The organism is Proteus sp. MB838 (assembly GCF_054767435.1).
The window spans coordinates 1-20,563 of record NZ_BAABMO010000049.1; the positions used below are offsets into that span (position 1 = coordinate 1).

Annotated in this window: 16 protein-coding genes and 1 tRNA gene; 7 read left to right on the forward strand and 10 right to left on the reverse strand. The window is 37.7% G+C overall.

Annotated features, from left to right (window positions below; genetic code table 11):
• Positions 1 to 543: 543 nt before the first annotated feature.
• The 3 genes from ACYUCW_RS15970 to ACYUCW_RS15980 all read right to left on the reverse strand — a co-directional run bounded on the left by ACYUCW_RS15970 (position 544) and on the right by ACYUCW_RS15980 (position 8,482).
• Positions 544 to 5,478, reverse strand: a complete 4,935-nt coding sequence (locus ACYUCW_RS15970) for a DNA repair ATPase (RefSeq protein ID WP_049209964.1) — start codon at positions 5,476 to 5,478, stop codon at positions 544 to 546.
• A gap of 92 nt (positions 5,479 to 5,570) precedes the next feature.
• Positions 5,571 to 7,766, reverse strand: coding sequence for a hypothetical protein (locus tag ACYUCW_RS15975; RefSeq protein ID WP_004245785.1), 2,196 nt, complete (start codon positions 7,764 to 7,766; stop codon positions 5,571 to 5,573).
• Between the two features lie 86 nt (positions 7,767 to 7,852).
• Positions 7,853 to 8,482 (reverse strand): OB-fold-containig protein, encoded by a 630-nt coding sequence (locus tag ACYUCW_RS15980; RefSeq protein ID WP_012368448.1) that lies wholly within the window; start codon positions 8,480 to 8,482, stop codon positions 7,853 to 7,855.
• 478 nt (positions 8,483 to 8,960) lie between these two features.
• On the opposite strand from ACYUCW_RS15980, the gene ACYUCW_RS15985 reads away from it, so the two are divergent.
• The 3 genes from ACYUCW_RS15985 to ACYUCW_RS15995 are packed head-to-tail and all read left to right on the forward strand — an operon-like array spanning position 8,961 to position 10,904.
• Entirely contained in the window at positions 8,961 to 9,557 is a 597-nt protein-coding gene (locus ACYUCW_RS15985; RefSeq protein WP_004245783.1) for a LemA family protein, read from the forward strand.
• Entirely contained in the window at positions 9,554 to 10,732 is a 1,179-nt protein-coding gene (locus tag ACYUCW_RS15990) for a TPM domain-containing protein (protein WP_004249261.1), read from the forward strand. Before ACYUCW_RS15985 ends, ACYUCW_RS15990 begins: the two co-directional genes overlap by 4 nt.
• Positions 10,692 to 10,904 carry a hypothetical protein gene (locus tag ACYUCW_RS15995; protein WP_226895325.1) on the forward strand — a complete coding sequence of 71 codons (213 nt, stop codon included), beginning with the start codon at positions 10,692 to 10,694 and terminating at the stop codon, positions 10,902 to 10,904. Before ACYUCW_RS15990 ends, ACYUCW_RS15995 begins: the two co-directional genes overlap by 41 nt.
• A 185-nt stretch (positions 10,905 to 11,089) precedes the next feature.
• Here the strand turns inward: ACYUCW_RS15995 and ACYUCW_RS16000 are convergent.
• From ACYUCW_RS16000 to aspA, 4 genes are all read right to left on the reverse strand, one after another.
• Positions 11,090 to 11,165: transfer RNA gene (locus ACYUCW_RS16000), tRNA-Phe, on the reverse strand.
• A gap of 294 nt (positions 11,166 to 11,459) precedes the next feature.
• Positions 11,460 to 12,032, reverse strand: coding sequence for a division control transcriptional repressor DicD (dicD, locus tag ACYUCW_RS16005; protein WP_004249263.1), 573 nt, complete (start codon positions 12,030 to 12,032; stop codon positions 11,460 to 11,462).
• Between the two features lie 192 nt (positions 12,033 to 12,224).
• Entirely contained in the window at positions 12,225 to 13,550 is a 1,326-nt protein-coding gene (locus tag ACYUCW_RS16010; protein ID WP_004245722.1) for an anaerobic C4-dicarboxylate transporter, read from the reverse strand.
• Between the two features lie 158 nt (positions 13,551 to 13,708).
• On the reverse strand, positions 13,709 to 15,133 hold the full coding sequence (gene aspA / locus ACYUCW_RS16015; protein ID WP_004245720.1) for an aspartate ammonia-lyase: 1,425 nt from the start codon (positions 15,131 to 15,133) through the stop codon (positions 13,709 to 13,711).
• 372 nt (positions 15,134 to 15,505) lie between these two features.
• Here aspA and ACYUCW_RS16020 point away from each other — a divergent pair, with 372 nt between their 5' ends.
• The 3 genes from ACYUCW_RS16020 (at position 15,506) to groL (ending at position 18,174) form a co-directional block, all read left to right on the forward strand.
• A complete protein-coding gene (locus ACYUCW_RS16020) occupies positions 15,506 to 16,012 on the forward strand; it encodes an FxsA family protein (RefSeq protein ID WP_004245719.1) in 507 nt (168 codons plus the stop codon).
• A 169-nt stretch (positions 16,013 to 16,181) separates the two neighbouring features.
• Positions 16,182 to 16,475, forward strand: coding sequence for a co-chaperone GroES (locus ACYUCW_RS16025; protein ID WP_004249265.1), 294 nt, complete (start codon positions 16,182 to 16,184; stop codon positions 16,473 to 16,475).
• 52 nt (positions 16,476 to 16,527) lie between these two features.
• Positions 16,528 to 18,174: a chaperonin GroEL gene (groL, locus tag ACYUCW_RS16030; protein WP_004245716.1), complete on the forward strand. Its 1,647-nt coding sequence runs from the start codon at positions 16,528 to 16,530 to the stop codon at positions 18,172 to 18,174.
• Positions 18,175 to 18,271: 97 nt separating this feature from the next.
• Here groL and ACYUCW_RS16035 read toward each other — a convergent pair whose 3' ends face one another.
• Complete coding sequence (locus ACYUCW_RS16035; RefSeq protein ID WP_004249266.1) at positions 18,272 to 18,745, reverse strand: hypothetical protein; 474 nt, start codon at positions 18,743 to 18,745, stop codon at positions 18,272 to 18,274.
• A gap of 368 nt (positions 18,746 to 19,113) precedes the next feature.
• On the opposite strand from ACYUCW_RS16035, the gene ACYUCW_RS16040 reads away from it, so the two are divergent.
• Positions 19,114 to 19,458, forward strand: coding sequence for a DUF4156 domain-containing protein (locus ACYUCW_RS16040; RefSeq protein WP_004245715.1), 345 nt, complete (start codon positions 19,114 to 19,116; stop codon positions 19,456 to 19,458).
• Between the two features lie 108 nt (positions 19,459 to 19,566).
• Here ACYUCW_RS16040 and ACYUCW_RS16045 read toward each other — a convergent pair whose 3' ends face one another.
• Positions 19,567 to 20,058, reverse strand: a complete 492-nt coding sequence (locus ACYUCW_RS16045; RefSeq protein WP_231099023.1) for an NAD(P)H-binding protein — start codon at positions 20,056 to 20,058, stop codon at positions 19,567 to 19,569.
• Entirely contained in the window at positions 20,049 to 20,204 is a 156-nt protein-coding gene (locus ACYUCW_RS16050) for an NAD-dependent epimerase/dehydratase family protein (RefSeq protein WP_004249268.1), read from the reverse strand. The genes ACYUCW_RS16045 and ACYUCW_RS16050 overlap by 10 nt, the downstream gene beginning before the upstream one ends.
• Positions 20,205 to 20,563: the final 359 nt, after the last annotated feature.

The following is a 20,563-nucleotide window of genomic DNA, read 5'->3' on the forward strand; positions in this document are numbered from 1 at the left end:
CTATATGGTTGGTGTATAGCGATTTTTAATTATATCATTTTTAAATACCTTGTTCTAAGCTAACTATTTATCTTTAGATAGAGATCTCATAAATTTATAAATAGTAAATCCATATTGATATTTAAGTTGTTTCTTTTATTTCAATATATGAGTAGATATGTATTTTATGTATTTAATGCAATGGATTGTTAAATTAAATTTTTATTTATTGTTAATAATAAAGGCATTTATTATGTAGCAAATAAAATTAACATTAATAATGTTTATATTATGTATACATTTTTATTTTTAAGACCATACAATATTAATTGTAAAAATATTTAACCATATTCTGTTCACGATATTCCCTTGTTCACTAATCTTGAACAGATGTATATCGTGAACATGGAAACATGAGAAAGATTGTTAGTAATGATTGTACATGGGTTGTAGTATTCCAATTAATCAATGATTTTTGGAGTGGGTTGCTCAATTTATAAACCATTATCTATGCCCTATTTAGCCCACTAAAATAAGTGAGCTAAATAAGGTTAATTTATCTCTTTAGCGCAAACTCTGCACACTTTCTACTAAATTCGCCAACTGTGACACTACGCGATCGCCAATATCAGCATTATCGCCACCTAATGCTTTGTTACGCATAAAATCTTTTTTGATTTGCTGCCAACGAATAGCATCTTGTTCGGTTAATGTGCCACGTATTTCCGCCAGTTTTAATAAGTTCTCTTCAGCACCCGTTGTGAGTAATTGGGCTTCGCCAAGATAGTGATCGTCGAGTAAGCGTTCAATTTCTTTCTCATTCATAACCGCAGAGACTTTTTCGCTTAATTTGTTCATATTGCGATAACTGCCTTGTAAGCGGAATGCAGGCTCAGTACGATATTTATCGGATTGTGCGGCACTTGCTATATATTGTTGATTTACTTTTAAAATCACATCACGCAAAGTAATTAGATGTTTTAATACCATCACAATTTCATTAATTTCCGCATCCGAATAAGGATAACTGAGGGAATTGGTTGAAACTGATTTACCCATGGCTTTATCAACCAAAAGATAGAGATCGTTTAGATCACGTAAAGCAAGGGGAGCAAGAACTGAGTTAGAGGTTAAGCTATTTTCAATATAACTGAGTGCAAAGGCGTCATCCATTCCTCCTAATACCTCACCAAGATTATAGATATCAGCACGGTTAGCTAACATATCAGGGATCTTAAATAGTTCACCAGACTCGGTATAAGGGTTACCGGCCATCACCACACAGAATTTTTTACCACGCATATCATAGGTTCGGGTTTTCCCTTTCCAAACCCCTTCAATACGGCGTGTGCCATCACATAGCGAGATAAATTTTTGTAGGAATTCAGGGTGTGTATGCTGAATATCATCAACATACAACATCACATTATTGCCCATCTCAAGGGCAAGATTGAGTTTTTCTAGCTCTTGTTTTGCTGTTGCGTTTGGCGCTTGTTCGGGATCTAATGACAAAACATTATGACCTAAAGCAGGGCCATTTATTTTCATAAAGATCAGTCCCAAACGATCGGCTACATATTCCATTAAGGTCGTTTTACCGTAACCTGGTGGGGAGATCATTAATAATAATCCCATCAAGTCAGTGCGTTTCCCTTCACCTAATGCACCGATCTGTTTTGCCATATTGTCACCAATAATTGGTAAATAGACATCGTTAATCAGTTTATTACGCACAAATGAACTGAGAGGTTTTGCTTTAAACTCATCCAGTTTTAAACGCTGGCGCTCTTCAAGAACAATTTTTTGTCGTAAAGTCAGATAATGATTAAAGGCGGGAATAAAGGTTTTACGCTGTCCGCGCATACGACTGAAATAATCATCTAAACTCAATGAAAGTGTTTGATTTTCAATAGTAGGATGCTCACCTAATAATCCGTTTACCTTAAAGTATAAATCAACCTCGCTATAACGTGCAGAGGCGATTTTATCTAACATAATAATGGCAATTGCCCCCGGAATATAAGGGGTTAGATGAGCATAATCGGCTTGAGAGCACAATCCTTGTAGCCAATTTTGAATCAATGCCCAACGTTGTGCATAACGTGAGGCTAAATTTTGTTGTGAACGATTAAAATCAATCCACATATGAGCGGCTTCTAATCGGTTTTGTAAGGCAACAACGAGCTCTTTGGCATATTTACTGTAAACCAATTCTATTGGTGTTCTTGCTAGTGCAAAACTTAAATATTCAGCGGCTTGGATCGGAACATAAGATCCACATTTAATCGGATTATCAGTAAGGAATAGGCGGATATCCGCTTCTATTTCTGCCTGTAAATCAATTAATGCATCATCATTATGAAACAGTTGTTGAATATTCACTGCCGTTCGTGCGCGCTCTGGCCATAATGCTGGGTATTCATTAGTTTGTACTTTTTCCCAGAAAATAGCAGCAATTGCCCGTGCTGTTGGGTTATAACGAAGCAGATCAGCACTTTCACCTACAGGTAGAAGTTTCTTTAGAATGGCGATAGCATCATGATCGTGGATCCCTTTTTCATAGCCTTCTTTATAGCGAGGTGTTGCGAAATCACGTACTAACTTTTCTAATTTTTCAGGTACACTCAGTGCTTCTTTTAAGATTTCTAGGGTTAATCCATCTTGACGTTTTGATGCAGCATAGATAATTGAATAGGCGAGATATTCCGCACGATACACCGTTTCAGATTCTGAACTTAATGTCGCATTCCAGTAAGGGCGCAGTGTTTCAAGCTCTGGATGGTCGATTGGCTCTTGGAAATCGGTACCGGTTAGATATAACCAAAGCTTATCTTCTTTCGGTAAAATAGTAAGATCTAGCTCTTGTGTATTAACACTAAAACGGTGACGAGGGCCCAATTTAATAACATTGCCACCCTCTTCAAAGATATCCGTTTTATCACGTAAGATACGGATGGCTTGATCACGAGACGATTTAAGACGGGCATCAATATCATCTGCTTTAACGTTGTCATTGATTTCTCTTAGTTTTTCAATGATTTCACGTGTTTTTAATGCTAAAGGATCAGAGGCAAAAAAAGCATTTAATTCATCTTGTGATTGCAACCGAGTTGTTCTACGTTGCAGATTTTCTAAGAGACGATTAGCAGCAGTTAATAAGCTTTGTGAACGACGTTGACGATCATCAAGTAACGATTGTTTATGCGCCTCAAAAGTCTCTAATAACTCTTCTCGTTTTGACAAGATATCATCAAGAAATTCATCATGCTGACTAAATTGGCTTTCTAATTCTTCTAGCTGTACTAGCAATCGTGAAAGCTGCTCTTCACAACGTTCCGGATCTGTTGCCAGTGATAAAGCATTGGTGATCCCCTGACTAAATAGGCGGAATTGCGCACCAAATTGAGCGACGGTTTCTACGCTACTTTGTGATTTTCTTTTTTGCTGTAAGCGAGCTCGTGATTGATTGAGTTGTGCATAAATTTGGGAGATGGCATCAATAATCTGTGTTTGTTGCGTCACATCCTCAAAGGTGAGTGATGCCATCAGATTTGACAGCATGTCTAAATCTTCTGACATCTGCGCCATCTCATTCATTGGTACATCAAGCTGAGCACTGTTTTGTGCTTTTTCTATCTGTTGTTCAAAAGTAGTAAGCTGTGTTTTAAAAGGCTGTAGCGCTTTGTCGCTGGCAAGAAATTGGGCTGTGGCTTGCGAAACACGTTGCTGTGCCTCGGTTATTTCCGTTTCCATTTTATTTAATTGCGTTAAATCCATATAACGGAATTCACGCAAAGAAATAAGGTGTCCATGGTGTGTATTGAGCGAATTTAAACTATCAACAAATTGTTGAATATCGGTCCAACTATCAGGCAGTGTCAGTGATAACAGAGATTTCTGACGGTTGATCGCTTCTTGCATTGATTTCGCTGATTGTTGACGAATACTTTCGACTTTTTCATATTCATCAAGCACTAATTCACTTGTTTGAGCGATCTCTTTTAGTAAGGGGCCAATACCTAGACAGTGTTCATCATTAAACCAGTAATAGAGATCTAATAAGCTTTTTGGTTGTTGGCTAAGTTGCTCATAACGAGCGATGGAAACTTGGCTACCTTCAATTTCTTTAGCGACATGTAAAATTTCTGAGATCCCGCGAACTAAATCGGCATTACCAATACGCCCATAAAAGCCGTTTCGTGGCGGTTGTTTATCGGCAAATTCTTCAGAATAGAAGGGCGTTTGCCAAACTTGCATCGGGTGAACACGGGTAGCTTCTTCGCCTTCCCCTTCAAATAGCACCATTTTGCCATCTTCTAGCATGGCATAGCCATGACCGACCAATGGTGTCGCCAATTTACGCTCAATCATATTGTAATTAAATAGCGCGAGACGACCTTGTGTCGGTGAATAGAAGACATACAGCACATCTTCACCGTTAGGTGAACGACGCAAACGACGAAAATACATACCTTCCATTGGTTGATCAAAGGTTTTGTAATCGCCATTTTGTAGATAGTAGCCGCCGGGAAAAATGATACCGTGATCTTCCGGAAGTTGCACACAAGCTTGCCCAATGGCATCAATACGCTGAACACTTTGTGTTAGTGTGTTATAGACTAAATAACGCCAATTCTCTTCGCGGTAAGGAAGCACTTTTAATAAAATTAAACTGCCAGTTTGTGCATATTCAATTTGTGCATCATCAAGGGACTGGTTTTTATCTAAGACCGCTTCACGATAAATTCCTAAACCATCTTCGGTATTGTTTTCACATTTGACAGTCAAATCGCCACCGGTGGTTTCTACAAAGACTGTATCTAAAATGTTGATATGAGGAAAACGCCCATTTACCGTATCTTCACGTTGTGTTTTTATCCAATCAAAATCGTAAGCAGGGGGGAGTGCTATATCGCGTTCGCCACGATTATCAATATATTCAATACGTTGTTTGTCACTGGATATCGACCAACGGAAGACGCGTACATCTGTAATACGATCGCCAATTTGAAAACTAGCGAGTAATTTACCATCACGCTCAACTAGCTGTAGTAGTTGCGTATTTTTATAGTAAGTGTATAGCTCGGTAAAATCTTGGATAAAGCGATTATCATTTAAAAAAGTGCCTTCATAAGCAACCGCTTCAACATCAAACTCGCCATCATTATCAATTAAGCGATAAAGTGAAAAAACATCTTCAAGATGCGTTTCTCGTTTTAAACCGAGGAAAACGTTATAACCAAATAGTAACCATTCACCAACGCGAACAATATCTCTTGCTTGGCAATTATTCTCTGTTCGAATACGAATACGGCCAATGATATCCATTTGGCTTTGACCAAATTCAGCTAATCGATGCTGATTGAGTTCAGTGGCTTTTACATGTAACTGCTGACCTTGCTCGGTAAGGCGTTTACGCAATATTTCATATGCGCCACCTTGTGCAACAGCGCTATCAAGTATTTCCTGTTCGCGATTCGTATCATGAATATCAGACATGGTATAACGGATTTCCTTGGCTTAAACGATAGAAACAATCGAAAAGACATAGAGAATTTCTCTATGTCTTTTCCTCTCCTTTTAGAGCGATATTAATCTTCTTTTGGGGTGTCTGATTTTGCTGTGACTTCTTTGATCAGTTGACCCGCACCTTTAGTCGCCATAAATCCATTAATTAATTCTTGAACTTCTGGATTTTTTAGCAGTGAAGCAACATCTAATTTTTTATCTTGCTGAGTACGATTAATCAATTTCTCAACGTTCTCTTTGGCAAAGCTACTTTTATCCATAAAACCATCAACCGCTTTACCTAAGCTCAGTGCTTTCGAGAAGGTATTAAAGAAGTTGCCATCACCACCGACAATTTCAATATTCGTTTTGCTCAGTGCTGCTGCTAATACATCCGCTTGCTCACGAGCAATCTCTTTATTTGCTTCAATAGAAGCCATGGCTTGTTCAAATTGTTTTTCAAGGCGCATACGGAACTCTTCATGAGCACGAGCAGTATCACTGAGGTGATCCATTGACTTGAATTTATCTGTTAAACCGTCAGCTTCTGCTTTCAGACGTTGGCGGATCACTTCTGCTTGTGCTGAACCTAATTGACCTTCACCACGCGCTTGAGCAGCCAGTTTTTCTTCAAGAATTTTCGCATCAGCAAGACCCAGTTTTTCTTTGGCATTCGCTTGTTGCTCTTCACCGCGAGCTTGAGCTGCTAATTTCTCTTCAAGAATTTTCGCTTCAGCAAAACCTTGTTGTTGTTGCGCTTGTGCTTTTGCTTCCATGACTTGCGCTTCGCTTAAGCCTTTTTCTTTCAAGCCACGCGCTTGTGCCAATAGCTGTTCCGCTGTGATATTGGCTTGTACTAAACCTTCTTTTTCTTCTGCTTCGGCAGTTGCTTGACGAACACGTGCTTCGGCAAGGCCTAATGCTGCGTGTTCAGCTTCGATCCCTTCAGCTAAGCGTTTTTTCGCTTCAGCTTGTTTCACAGAGGCTTCTAATTCTGCTTTTGCCATGGTGCTGATTTCTTCAGCTTTATGTTTTGCACTTGATTCATCCGCTTCGGCTTTTTTCACTTGGCGTACTAAAGATTCTTCGGCTTCAGCTTGCGCATTAATCACCGTCACTTGGCGCATACGCTCAGCTTCTGAGACTTCACGTACTTCTTTAATTCGCTCTTCTTCTTGTGCGACCGTTTTTTCAACAGCAACACGCTCGCGGATCACATTTGAAATATTTTTGCGCTCTTCTTCTAACGCTTTTTCTTTTTCAATACGTTGTAGTTCAACTTCTCGCTCACGAGCGACAATTTCTAATTCACGGGCACGATTAACACGCTCTTGCTCGATAGCTACCGCTCTGGTGCGGTTTTGTTGCGCGACTTCGACTTCACGCATACGGTTTTCTTCTCGTATTTCAATTTCTTGCTGAGTTTGAATGCGAGCTTGCTCTGCTTTTAGACGCTCTTCTTCTTGTACTCGTAAGGTTTCTGAACTTTCACGGGCACGGATATTATCAATTTCACGCTGTTGGCGAGCTTCTGCATCTGCTTGTTGGCGCTCTAAAGCCAGACTTGCTTCGCGAGTTTCAACATTTTTCTTTTGAATCGCTAACTCTTGGTCACGCTCTTTTTGATTCGTTTCGATATTATGTATTGCAGTAATTTCGGTAATTTTGCGAATACCTTCTGAATCAAAAATATTATTTGGATCAAGGGCTGATTTAGGTGTTTGCTCTAAATAGTCGATGGCCACATCTTCTAACGCATAACCATTGAGATCTTTACCAATCACATCAACAATACGATCACGGAAATTTTGTCTATCTTCAAATAATTTCGATAACTCAAATTGTTTGCCGACGGTTTTTAAGGCTTCAGAGAATTTAGCACTAAATAATGTACTCACGGCTTGATGATCTGATGCTCTATCTACACCAATCGCTTTAGCGACTTTTAATACATCTTCCGTTGTTTCATTAACACGCAGGTAGAAGGCGACAGTAATATCTGCACGTAAATTATCTTGGCAAATTAATCCATCTTTACCACGGCGATCGACTTCTAAGGTTAAAAGCGAAATACGCATAAACTCTTTTTTGTAGATAACCGGATAAACTAAAGCCCCAGTAAAATGAACTTTAGGTTGTGATGTCATGTCGTTAACAATTAATGCTGTACCTTGTGGAACCTTAATATAAAACGCTTTGAATAAACCAAAGAGTCCTAAAATAACTAAGATCACACAGCCAATAATTGTTAAGAAAGGCATAACGAAAGCCAAATCCATACATTTTTCTCCATAGGTTCAGACGATGTCGTCATTTTTAATCTTAATGTGTCTGTTAACTTATTTTCCTTTCACCGAATTTATCATTAGCGGTGAAATTCATCTTCCGTTACGACTTGATAACTATGAGTAGGCGCGTCATAACTAATAATAATTACGCTATCCCCTCGTTTAATATTTTCTGTTGCTGGCGCTCTGATCTGTAAAATTAAACCGGCACCACCATCTTCTAATAGGGCTTCACCTTTATTTTCTGTGACATATTCGGAGCGTACTACAGCAAATTTTCCTACTAGTTGGTGAACTGATTTAGGTTTGCTACGAGAAATGAGCTTATTGCGGATTGGTTTTAAGCATAGCGCTGTTAAATTAAGAGAAACAAAGCTGATGATAATAAAAGCAATAAAGCCGATAACATAACGCAATAAATCTGTTTCAATAAAACGAATAAACCAATGTACGCAAAAGTAACTAATAAACCAGCCGAACAAAGTGAAGAAGGTTAATATAATGGTTACCGGAATGCCGGCAAGCCCTAATTTAGTTAGCCAACCCGCAAGGCCCGTCGCATCGACATCTAATTCGCTATCGATATTAAATAAATCGATATCTAATAGTCCAAAAGCAGCACATAGCCAATAAAAGAGGATAATAATAAGTAAGGCACTAAAGATAATGCTAGGAAAGGCTAAGCTATTTTGGAAAAAAAGGTTCATAAAGCGTTCTCTTAAATTAACGAGATGAGCGTGTCTCTTTTAGGTTAATACTAATAATACTATGTTAAATGGTTGAAAAAACATGTGGTTGAGAACACATTTTGTCTATCTTAATTTATTTTTATGCTCATTGGTAGTTAAGATAAATGACTAAGATAGCAATGAGATAGTATTAATTCTTCTGTATTAGAAAATCAGATCATTCTTTAAAAAAGATAAAAGTGATTTTACTCTGATGGCAATACCTTATCTTAAGGTAATAATTATTTTGTTGTGCAAAAAATAAATATATTGAGTGAATATTCTATTTCATTAAGAAGATAGGAGTATTGTTGAAAAATACTGAAGAAAAGATCGACTAAAAATAGTAACCACAATAAAAAATGGGTAATAATATTAAATGATTTTTTTTAGTTGATAAAAATGATAAATTTATTGCTGTCATAGAACTAAAAGCTCACCAATAAAAGGATATTTTATGCGTAAGTTAGTCGTTGGTTTGGTTTTGCTTCTTATCATTATTTTTGTTGTATTGATTAATTCTTATAATAAAATCCAGAAGAATGACGAGTTAGTTACTGCGGCGGCATCAGAATTATTAAATCAATATCAACGTCGTTTAGATTTGATCCCTAATCTAGTCAATACAGTTAAAGGGTACTCAAATTATGAAAGCCAAGTATTACAAGATGTTGTAAAGGCAAGAGCGTCTGTTGGACAAATTAATGTCAATACGCGTTTATTTGAAAATTCTACACTTGCTACCAGTTATCAAAAAGCACAGGATGATTTGGGCAAATCTTTATCACGTCTTTTAGCTATTTCAGAAAGATATCCTGACTTGAAAGCTAACACATTATATCAAGATCTAATGGTGCAATTAGAGGGAGCCGAAAATCGTATCTCTGTTGCTAGAGGGCGATATATCGAGGCAGTTCGTCATTATAATACTCAGATTAGACAGTTTCCTTATAACTTCATAGCTATCGTTATGGGATATGATAAAAAAGTCAATTTCACTGTTGAGAGTGAACAGGAAATAAAAGTAACACCAGTGGTGGACTTTGCCTCATGATACGTAAGGTTTTATTCTTATTCTCATTGTTCTTATTTAGCTTTAGCGTGATAGTGAGTGCATCGGCGAATGATATTCCTCAACTAAAAACAGATAGAGTGATTGATAGTGCAAATTTATTGACTGCACAACAATTCAAAGCGTTAAATACTTTATTGGTTAACTTCGAAAATAGTCGTAATGATGGATCACAATTTGTTGTCTATATCGTTCCAACGACAGGGAAAGAAACCATCGAATCCTTTGCTTTTCGTGTTTTTAATCAATGGAAGATAGGTAGAAAAGGGAAAGATAATGGATTATTGCTCGTGGTGGCAATTAATGATCGTAATGTTCGTTTTGAAGTCGGGTATGGCTATGAGGGAGCATTAACTGATGTACTGGCAGGACGAATTATTCGCAATGAAATGTTGCCATTTTTTCGTTCAAATAATTATTATTCAGGCATCGAACAAGGGGTTAAAAAGGCTATTCAAGCCGTTAATCATGAACCAATAAGTTTCACTAACTCACAGATAAATACTAATACACTTAAAATATTCCACACACATTTTATCCTAATTTATTTGGTAATATTAGGCGGTGTTTATTGTTTTCAGTTGATATTCTCGACGCGAAAAATAAAAACCAAAATTAATCAATTATTAGCGCCTAGAGGAAGAAAAAAGAAAAATCCAGCAGACCAAAAAGGTAAGTTAAGTATAAAGCAACGTAAACAGTTGAAAAATTATCTGCAATATTCGTACTATTTTCCTACATTTTCAACGTTATTTTTCCCCATGACACTCTGTTTTGCGGCGGCGATGTTTTATACACAAGTCTTTCTTGATGGTATTATTGATAATTTTGTTTTAGTGATAATAGCCATATTGTCATTATTATGTAATTTTATCGTATTAGTGGTTTTATTTGGTATTATCAACCTGTTATTTCCAATTTATCGGCAACAACGAAAAGAATGGAAAGCGATTTGTGTCGCTAGTCCGTTTGGTTCACCGTTTAATCAACTGCCATATTCAAAACGTATTCGTAGACGTAGTGGTTATTCAGGCTCTGGTGGTTATTCGAGTTCGTCTTATTCATCAAGTTCATCAAGTTCATCAAGCTCTTCTAGTTCTTCTAGCGGTGGTGGCGGTGGTTCGAGTGGTGGTGGGGGCGCTTCAGGGAGTTGGTAGAGGAATATGTCGCTATTTTTATCTTATGATGCAATCACCAGAGCGTAATCTGCATGTTGTGAAAAGGCTATTAGGGCATGCCAGTATTACATCGATATTAGAATACATTGATGAAAGTGTTGATAACTTGCGAGATATACTTGAAGCGGAATTGATGGGGCGAGAATATTAGAAGTAGTATTTGACTACGATATAAGTAAATGCGGTAGAGAGTAGTAAAAATAAAAAAAAACAGCCTTGCAAAACAAGCCTGTTTTATTTAAGAGTTTCAATATAAGATGATAATATCAAAATATATTTTTCTAACCCTTAGTTGTTCTCTCAGCTATTTAAATTGCTGATTAACAAGTTTTAAAATGGTGCCCGGACTCGGAATCGAACCAAGGACACGGGGATTTTCAATCCCCTGCTCTACCGACTGAGCTATCCGGGCAACGAGGCGCATTAAACCGTATTCAGCGTGATGCGTCAACGTCTTTTTAATAAAAAATGCAAAAATAAGTTTGTTTGCTCTCTTTTTATTCTATTTGAGTCTGATTTTTCAGCACAAGCGATTTTCTAATAAAAAATGCTTAAATAACAATCAGTAAAGATAGTCCATTTTTATCTTTTAAAGAGATATTTTTCCTTTGCTTATCACTTAACCGCTTTTCTCTTCCTCTCATCGAGAGTAATGGAATAAGAGAATTAAATGAGCAATTACTCTAATTGCAATGTTGATATGCAATCAGCTTAGCGCACCATTTTTACGACATTGGGCGATTTTAAGAATATCTTGAGCTAATAGTTTTGCTGTAGTGATATCGTCAGCGCGACGATTGACCATTAAGCGACTTAAACAGCCTTCTAAGATGAGTTCCATTTGTTTAGCGACTAACTCACTATCTTCAAGATCAAGCTTGCGTAGTAGCGTTCTAGAGTATTCAAATGAGCTTTGCTTTTGGCGCTGGCTTAACTGATGGATTTGTGAATGCTCATCAGGATAAGCACTACAAGCAGCGACAAACAAACAGCCTGGGAAACGATTTTTTTCTAAGCGCATAGCCAGCTGATCGTAACGTGCTAGTAATTTTTGCTCTGTGGTCAGCGTTTCATCTAACATCACTTGACGTTGCCAAATATCAATTTGCTGTCCATGATGGCGTAGACAATCAAAAATTAACGCGTCTTTATCAGGCCAAAAAGGTTGGAGTTCAGATTCAGTAATAGCAAATCCCTGCAATAACTCAGGCAACGTAGCGGCAAGCCCATGTTGCTCTAATTGGATAAGTACGTGGTCTAATAATGCTTCACGTTGCACGGAAATCTCCTTAAATCATAGTGTCGCAAGAGCACCATAATTAACAGATTTTAATCAGAAATGAAAGTCACAGACGCTAGAGGGATAGCGTCAAAATAAAATCCCCTCATCCATTTGGGTGAGGGGACTTATTTTTATATCTAGTTAAAAAGTAAAGCTTTTTGCAATGTCTTTTTAAATATTGGTTTTAAACTACAAAATCATACCGCCGAAGAGGAAACCAAATCCGACCGCTAATATCACACCGATAGTACCAGGGATAAAGAATGGATGGTTAAAGACTAATTTACCAATACGAGTTGTACCAGTGTCATCCATTTGAACGGCAGCAACCAGTGTTGGGTAAGTTGGCAGAATAAATAGACCAGAAACGGCTGAGAATGATGCAATTGCTGTTAATGGAGAAACACCTAAAGCTAAAGCCATTGGCATTAATGCTTTTGCTGTTGCCGCTTGTGAATATAATAAGGCAGAGCAGAAGAAGAAAATAACCGCTAATAACCAAGGATGACCTGTGATTAAATCACCGGCAGTCAGTTTGATCCAATCGATATTACTTGAAACGAAAGTATCACCTAACCAAGCAACACCCAGAATACAAATACATGCACTCATACCTGCTTTAAATGTACTTGAGTTTAAGATGTTATCTGTTTTAACTTTACAGAAAACAGTGATAAGGGTTGCCACACTCAGCATAATGATAAGGATAGCGTTAGTGGTGTTCATTAACGGCTCTTTTACAATGCCTAAACTTGGGCTATTGATAATGGCATAAGTGACCACACAAATAACACCAAGTAAGAATAGCATTACAGAAGATTTAGCACCCGGTAATGTTTCTCTACGCTCTTTACTATTACGTAATTCAACTAGACCTTGCTCTAAACGTTGACGATAAATCGCATCATCAGACAGTTTTGAGTTAAATACCCAAGAGATGATGAATGACATCAGAATAATAGCAAGGAAGGTCGCTGGTAATAAAATAGATAACAGAGTGATATAACTTACTGTATTACCTTCACCGACCATTGCAGGGTTTTCCATGACAGATGCCATATAAACAACCGCAGCAGAAATAGGTGATGCTGTAATACCAATTTGCGCAGCAACCACACCTGTTGATAATGGGCGACAAGGTTTGATGCCTTGCTCTTTAGCAACTTCAGCAATAACAGGTAATGTAGCTAAAGAGATATTACCTGTACCTGCAAAGAGAGTTAATAAATAAGTCACAATTGGCGCAAGTATTGTGATGTATTTAGGATTACGTCTTAATAGTTTTTCTGTTTGATCAACTAAATAATCTAAACCACCAGCAACCTGCATCGCAGAGATTGCGGCAATAACAGCCATAATGATGGAGATCACATCAAAAGGGATAGTACCTGGTTTAACACCGATAGCGGCTAATACTAACACCCCTAAACCACCGGCAAACCCGATACCAATTCCTCCTAGTCTCGCACCGAGGAAAATGGCCAGCAGAACGATAATCAATTCTACGGCTAACATAGCGTTTACTCCTTGAGATAATTAAAAAAATGAGAAAGATAAGTTAAATTTTTGTTTTTACAATCAAGTAAAAAGGCACGTCTCTTAAAGAGTCCGTGCCTTGTATTTTTAAGAGCTCATTCTTATGTTTAACATGATTATGTTATGAAACATAAATATTAATCATCGAAGCGTTTTGCTTTGTAAGCCGGGTGTTTTAGGTTCTCAACAGAGAAGATATCATCCAGTTGTTCTTCAGTTAATAAGCCACGTTCTAATACCACTTCACGTACGCTCTTACCTGTTTCTGCACAAATTTTACCAACGATGTCGCCGTTATGGTGACCGATGAATGGGTTTAGATAAGTTACGATACCGATTGAGCTAAATACGAAGTGTTCACAGATTTCTTTATTAGCAGTGATACCATCAACACATTTTTCAACTAAGTTACGGCAAGCGTTGCTTAATAGAGAAATTGATTCAAACATTGCTTGACCAATAGCCGGTTCCATTACGTTTAATTGTAATTGACCTGCTTCAGCTGCCATGGTGACGCAAGTATCATTACCGATAACTTTAAAGCAAGCTTGGTTCACAACTTCTGGGATAACTGGGTTTACTTTAGCTGGCATGATTGAAGAGCCTGCTTGTAATTCTGGCAGGTTAATTTCTTTCAGGCCGGCACGAGGACCAGAAGAAAGTAAACGTAAGTCATTACAGATTTTAGACATTTTCACTGCTAGACGTTTTAATGCAGCGTGAACCATTACGTAAGCACCACAGTCAGAGGTTGCTTCGATTAAGTCTTCAGCTGGAACGCAAGGTAAACCAGTTACTTCTGCTAATTTTTCAACAGCTAATTTTTGGTAGCCAGGTGCAGTATTTAAACCAGTACCGATAGCAGTTGCACCTAAGTTCATTTCTAACAGTAATTCAGCAGTACGTTTTAGGTTTTTGATTTCTTCTTTCATTAATACTGAGAAAGCGTGGAATTCTTGGCCTAAAGTCATTGGTACAGCATCTTGTAATTGAGTACGACCCATTTTCAGGATGTCTTCAAATTCAGTTGCTTTTCTATCAAAACCTGCTTTCAGTAACTCAATAGACTCAGTTAATTTAATAACAGAGTTATAAACTGCGATACGGAAACCACAAGGATAAGCGTCGTTTGTTGATTGGCTCTTATTCACGTGATCGTTAGGGTTCAGATATTGATATTCACCTTTTTGATGACCCATTAATTCCAAACCGATGTTTGCGATAACTTCGTTAGTATTCATGTTTAATGAAGTACCAGCACCACCTTGGAATACATCAACTGGGAATTGATCCATGTGTTTGCCTGTTTCTAAAACAACATCACAGGCTTTGATAATCGTATCAGCGATTTCGCGAGGAATAGTGTGAAGCTCTTTGTTTGCTAATGCAGCGGCTTTTTTCACCATGACCATACCGCGGATGAATTCTGGAACATCATTGATTGTACGATCACTGATGTAGAAGTTTTCAATTGCACGTAAAGTGTGGACGCCGTAGTAAGCATCAGCAGGAACTTCTCTTTTACCTAACAGGTCTTCTTCGATACGAGTTTTATTTGACATGAGAACCTTCTTATTAAAATTTTAACTGTCTAGTTATGCGCTTGTTAATAAAATATATCGTTAACGGTTAATAATGTAATATAACTTACCGTTTTGCTTGGTACTGACACGATCATATTCGGGTTGTAAGCAAATACCTTTAAGCTGGATCACTTTATAAGTAAATAACGCTGAATTATTTTCTTTTTGTGATCTATCTCATGGATTTTACAGTTCTACTTCTCTTTTTATGCTCCCTTGAAAAGGAGGATTAGGCTCCCCATTATTATGTAGATAAACTAAGAAAAAGCGAGTGTATAAGCTGTTAGCTTAGAGGTGGTTCACACTCCTTTCTATTAATAATATGAATCTTTTTTATAAAAGGAGAACCAAGTGCGTTGGCTCCCATTAATTGTTATCTGCCTTCTTATTTATATAGAAGCTGTGATTTTTGTGCATGTTGCCTCTTCAATTGGCGTTCTTACAACCCTATTCCTAGTGGTACTGACTTCTTGTGTCGGGATCTCTTTGGTCAAAAATCAAGGTGTGAAAAATATTGCTTCAATGCAACAAAAATTAGCCATGGGAGAAGTGCCTGCGGCTGAAATGGTGAAAAGCGTTTCGTTGGTGTTGGCAGGGATTTTGTTATTGATCCCTGGCTTCTTTACTGATTTCCTCGGCTTACTTTTATTGTTACCCCCATTACAAGCGCTATTGGTAACAAAACTGATTACGCGTATCAAAATTTATACCCCCGGACAGGGTGGAAATGGCTTTTCTTCCCATCAAGGTGGGAGTACTTTTGAAGGTGAATATCAACGTAAAGAAGATTCACCTAGTAAGCAACTGAATAATAAGGATGAACATCAGGATAATGACCATTTTTCTGATAAAAAATAATTAACTATAAGCATAATCATCTAAAAAGGGGATTTTTTGAAAAAAAACACTTTTCTCCCCCTTGAAGTTTTATTGGATGCCCCCACTTGTATCGTCATGGTACTGGTTCATCTTAGGCACTGGTATCAACCTTAATCCTGATATGGACTTTTTTATAGGAGATCTATTAATGAAGATTCGTCCATTACATGACCGTGTTATTGTTAAACGTAAAGAAGTCGAAGCTAAATCAGCAGGTGGTATCGTACTGACTGGCTCTGCAGCGGGTAAATCAACTCGTGGCGAAATCTTAGCAGTTGGTAACGGCCGTATTATGGAAAACGGTGAAGTCAAACCACTCGATGTTAAAGTTGGCGATATCGTAATTTTTAACGATGGTTATGGTGTTAAATCAGAAAAAATTGATAACGAAGACGTGCTTATCATGTCTGAAAGCGACATTTTAGCAATTGTAGAAGCATAATTTTTCTCTTTTAAGATCTTCTTAAACTGAACGAATTCAAAGGAAATATACGATGGCAGCTAAAGACGTCAAATTCGGTATAGACGCTCGTAATAAAATGTTACGTGGTGTTAATGTTCTTGCAGATGCAGTTAAAGTAACTTTAGGCCCTAAAGGTCGTAACGTTGTTTTAGATAAATCTTTCGGTGCACCTGTTATCACTAAAGACGGTGTTTCTGTTGCCCGTGAAATCGAATTAGAAGATAAATTCGAGAATATGGGTGCTCAGATGGTGAAAGAAGTTGCTTCTAAAGCTAATGATGCGGCAGGTGACGGTACTACAACTGCAACAGTGTTAGCACAAGCAATTATCGCCGAAGGCTTAAAAGCAGTTGCCGCTGGCATGAACCCTATGGATCTGAAACGCGGTATCGATAAAGCCGTTGTGGGCGCAGTAGAAGAACTGAAAAAACTGTCTGTTCCATGTTCAGATACTAAAGCTATTGCTCAAGTAGGTACTATTTCTGCTAACTCTGATGAAACCGTTGGTACTCTGATTGCTCAAGCAATGGAAAAAGTGGGTAAAGAAGGTGTCATCACTGTAGAAGAAGGTACTGGCTTAGAAGATGAGCTGGATGTTGTTGAAGGTATGCAGTTTGACCGCGGTTACCTGTCTCCTTACTTCATCAACAAACCAGAAACAGGTACAGCTGAGTTAGAAAATCCATTCATCCTATTAGTTGATAAAAAAGTCTCTAATATCCGTGAATTACTTCCTGTTTTAGAAGGTGTTGCTAAAGCAAACAAACCTCTGCTGATCATTGCAGAAGATGTTGAAGGTGAAGCACTGGCAACATTAGTCGTCAACAACATGCGTGGTATCGTGAAAGTTGCTGCGGTTAAAGCACCAGGTTTTGGTGATCGCCGTAAAGCAATGTTACAAGATATCGCTATTCTAACTAATGGTACTGTGATTTCTGAAGAAATCGGTATGGAGTTAGAAAAAGCAACGCTGGAAGATTTAGGCCAAGCGAAACGTGTTGTTATCAACAAAGATACGACAACCATCATCGATGGTCTGGGTGAACAAGAGGCTATCAGTGGCCGTGTTGCTCAAATCCGTCAACAAATCGAAGATGCAACTTCAGATTACGATCGTGAAAAACTGCAAGAGCGTGTGGCTAAATTAGCTGGCGGTGTTGCGGTAATTAAAGTTGGTGCAGCAACTGAAGTTGAAATGAAAGAAAAACGTGCTCGTGTTGATGATGCTCTGCATGCAACTCGCGCAGCAGTTGAAGAAGGCGTTGTTGCTGGTGGTGGTACTGCACTTGTTCGCGTTGCTAATGCGCTGCGTGAAATGACAGGTGATAACGAAGAACAAACAGTTGGTATCCGTGTTGCACTACGTGCAATGGAAGCGCCAATGCGTCAAATCGTTGCTAACGCAGGTGAAGAGCCTTCTGTGGTAGTTAACGATGTGAAAGCAGGCCAAGGTAACTACGGTTATAACGCTGCAACAGAAGCTTATGGCGATATGATTGAAATGGGTATCTTAGATCCAACTAAAGTGACTCGTTCTGCTCTGCAATTCGCAGCTTCTATCGCAGGTCTGATGATCACCACTGAAGCTATGGTGACAGATTTACCTAAAGACGAAAAAATGGATTTAGGTGCTGCTGGTGGAATGGGCGGCATGGGTGGAATGGGCGGCATGATGTAATTCATCTGCTAGCTGTTTTACACCAAAAACCCGAGCTTAGGCTCGGGTTTTTTTACATAATAAGTCGTTCTGGCTGTTTATATCATTTTTATTTTCTTTAACAGAAACCGAAGATATTACCTAGCAGCCATATAAGAAGTAATATGGTAACAATACTAGCAATACTTGTTGCAACATACATTAAAAGAGAAATAGACAGGATACTTCCATTAAGTGCTAATGCTATCCGACAAGAGTATTTATTTTCATGTCGAATAAATGAAATTGCAGTAAAAATAATCCCTAATACACTCAGAACTAAACCAATTTGTTTGATTTGTTCCATCCGATTTAACAATTTTTGCCTCTGTTCTGCCTCGATATCTATAGAAGCAGCTTGATAAGTTTTCCCTTTTATCGCATCAACGACTGATTTTTTTAAGCTACTCACTTTTTCATGGACGATTTGTTCTAGTTTGGGGCTCATTTGAACATATTCGCGCTCCAAACTTTGATTAATCAAAATAGTAAAAATACTCAGTACACCAACGATGATAGCAATAATGTTAAATTTGTTATTGAGCCAGTACATAATGATTTAATGTTCCCTATTATTTAAGTATCAAAAAATAATTTCTATCAATGGCCTATTACCTGATTATGCCATTAAAGCAGAGGACTAGGCTAAGAACGACAACCAAATAATGTGCCCAGTCTCGCACTGTGGTGTCTGAAAAGCACACAATATGTTTTAAAAGCCGCAAAGCGGTGTAAAATAAATAGATATTGCTTTGTCTATCTTAAAGCTAAATCATTAAGTCAAAATAAGTAACAAGTGGAAATAACCTCTTAAGACTATAGGCTAATGTAAGATAGTGATGATTTATTTTTGCGCTTAAGAGGAGTGACAGGGTATATTGTTGTCATGACTAAACGGACACTCAAAGAAATGAGGGGATCATGCGAATTAAATTGTTATTGGGAGCCACTGCAGCGTTGTTGTTAGCAGGCTGTTCTGCAACAAATACATTGACCAGTGCAGGTTCACAGGTACAAATTACTGATACGCAACCAGGCAGCGAGTGCCAGTTATTAGGCACAGTAACCGGCGTTCAGAATAATTGGTTATCAGGCTCTCGTACTGAAAGCCAATCACTACGTGGTGCTGCTAATGATTTACGCAACAAAGCAGCCGCTATGGGTGGTAATGTTATTTTTAATGTTGGTACAGGTGCAGGTAGCATTGTCGATAGCTTTGCGCCACTAGATAGCAAAATGAGTGGACAAGTTTATAAATGTCAGTAACAAACAATGGTTGTGTACATTGATAAGCTAGCTCGTGACTAACACATCTGGCCCTAATGTTTATCAGGGTCAGATTGTTTTTTATCAAAATCAGTAAACTAATCGTTTCTAAATTCGACTGAGGGCTGTTTTAATCGCCTCGTCACCATCTAATATAGGAATGCATTTTTTAAATGTATTCGGCTTATCTAGTATCTCTGCTAATGTTGCCGCGACATTATCAATAGTGATTTCACCTTTTGTAGCATTATCTTCCAATGTGGTCGTAATTTTATATGTGCCTTGTTTTTCAGTTAAATAGCCTGCTTGAACAAGGGTGAAATCTAACTGGGTACGATCCCGTAAGTAGAGGTCGGCAAAATATTTAGCAGTAAAATAATCAATTAATTCAGTCCATTTATCAGGTGATAATGAATTAATCGCACTGAGCATAATATATCTTTTTATTCCTTTTTTTTCTGCTGCTTGCATCGTTTTAACAGCACCATGTAAATCAACTTGTAATAAATCCTTTCCTCGGGAGCCTGTCGTAAAATAGATAGCCTCTAAATTGTCTGGCAATAAATCGGTGATGGATGATAACGGCTTTGTTATGTCCAATTCATTTCATGGTACTGTGAGGGATGATGTACTGATGTGTCGGATAATTTTCGGGTTGTACCTATGACATGATGACCTTTAGCAAGTAATATTTCGATTAAACGCTGACCTACTCGACCTTTAGCGCCAATGACGAGAATATTCATATTTCCTCCATTAAAATCTCAATTTCGTGTTTGAAGCTCCTCTTTACACTGAACTTAATTTTAAAACTTATTTTTTAATCAGGTAAATTATGTACCGTAAAAACTATCATTTAATGATTATTACTATAAGCGTAGTAGGATTTTTTTAGAGCCAAATGCAAATAATACAATAAATTAAAAAATAAAATATCCAATTCTACTAGGATAGATAATTATATGACTAATAGATAGTTTTAATAAGTGATAGTATTTAATTTATATTAAATGAGAAGCACATATTAATATTTTCATACTGATACTATCATGATGTTCTATCATATTTACTATAATAAAAATACTTATATATCAATGTGTATAGA

Coding starts and splice junctions, on each gene's coding strand:
- ACYUCW_RS16035 (WP_004249266.1), bottom strand. CDS start 18,745: ATGTACTGGCTCAATAACAAATTTAACATTATTGCTATCATCGTTGGT.
- ACYUCW_RS16025 (WP_004249265.1), top strand. CDS start 16,182: ATGAAGATTCGTCCATTACATGACCGTGTTATTGTTAAACGTAAAGAA.
- ACYUCW_RS16040 (WP_004245715.1), top strand. CDS start 19,114: ATGCGAATTAAATTGTTATTGGGAGCCACTGCAGCGTTGTTGTTAGCA.
- ACYUCW_RS16010 (WP_004245722.1), bottom strand. CDS start 13,550: ATGTTAGCCGTAGAATTGATTATCGTTCTGCTGGCCATTTTCCTCGGT.
- ACYUCW_RS15975 (WP_004245785.1), bottom strand. CDS start 7,766: ATGGATTTGGCTTTCGTTATGCCTTTCTTAACAATTATTGGCTGTGTG.
- ACYUCW_RS15985 (WP_004245783.1), top strand. CDS start 8,961: ATGCGTAAGTTAGTCGTTGGTTTGGTTTTGCTTCTTATCATTATTTTT.
- ACYUCW_RS15990 (WP_004249261.1), top strand. CDS start 9,554: ATGATACGTAAGGTTTTATTCTTATTCTCATTGTTCTTATTTAGCTTT.
- aspA (WP_004245720.1), bottom strand. CDS start 15,133: ATGTCAAATAAAACTCGTATCGAAGAAGACCTGTTAGGTAAAAGAGAA.
- groL (WP_004245716.1), top strand. CDS start 16,528: ATGGCAGCTAAAGACGTCAAATTCGGTATAGACGCTCGTAATAAAATG.
- ACYUCW_RS16050 (WP_004249268.1), bottom strand. CDS start 20,204: ATGAATATTCTCGTCATTGGCGCTAAAGGTCGAGTAGGTCAGCGTTTA.
- ACYUCW_RS15980 (WP_012368448.1), bottom strand. CDS start 8,482: ATGAACCTTTTTTTCCAAAATAGCTTAGCCTTTCCTAGCATTATCTTT.
- ACYUCW_RS15970 (WP_049209964.1), bottom strand. CDS start 5,478: ATGTCTGATATTCATGATACGAATCGCGAACAGGAAATACTTGATAGC.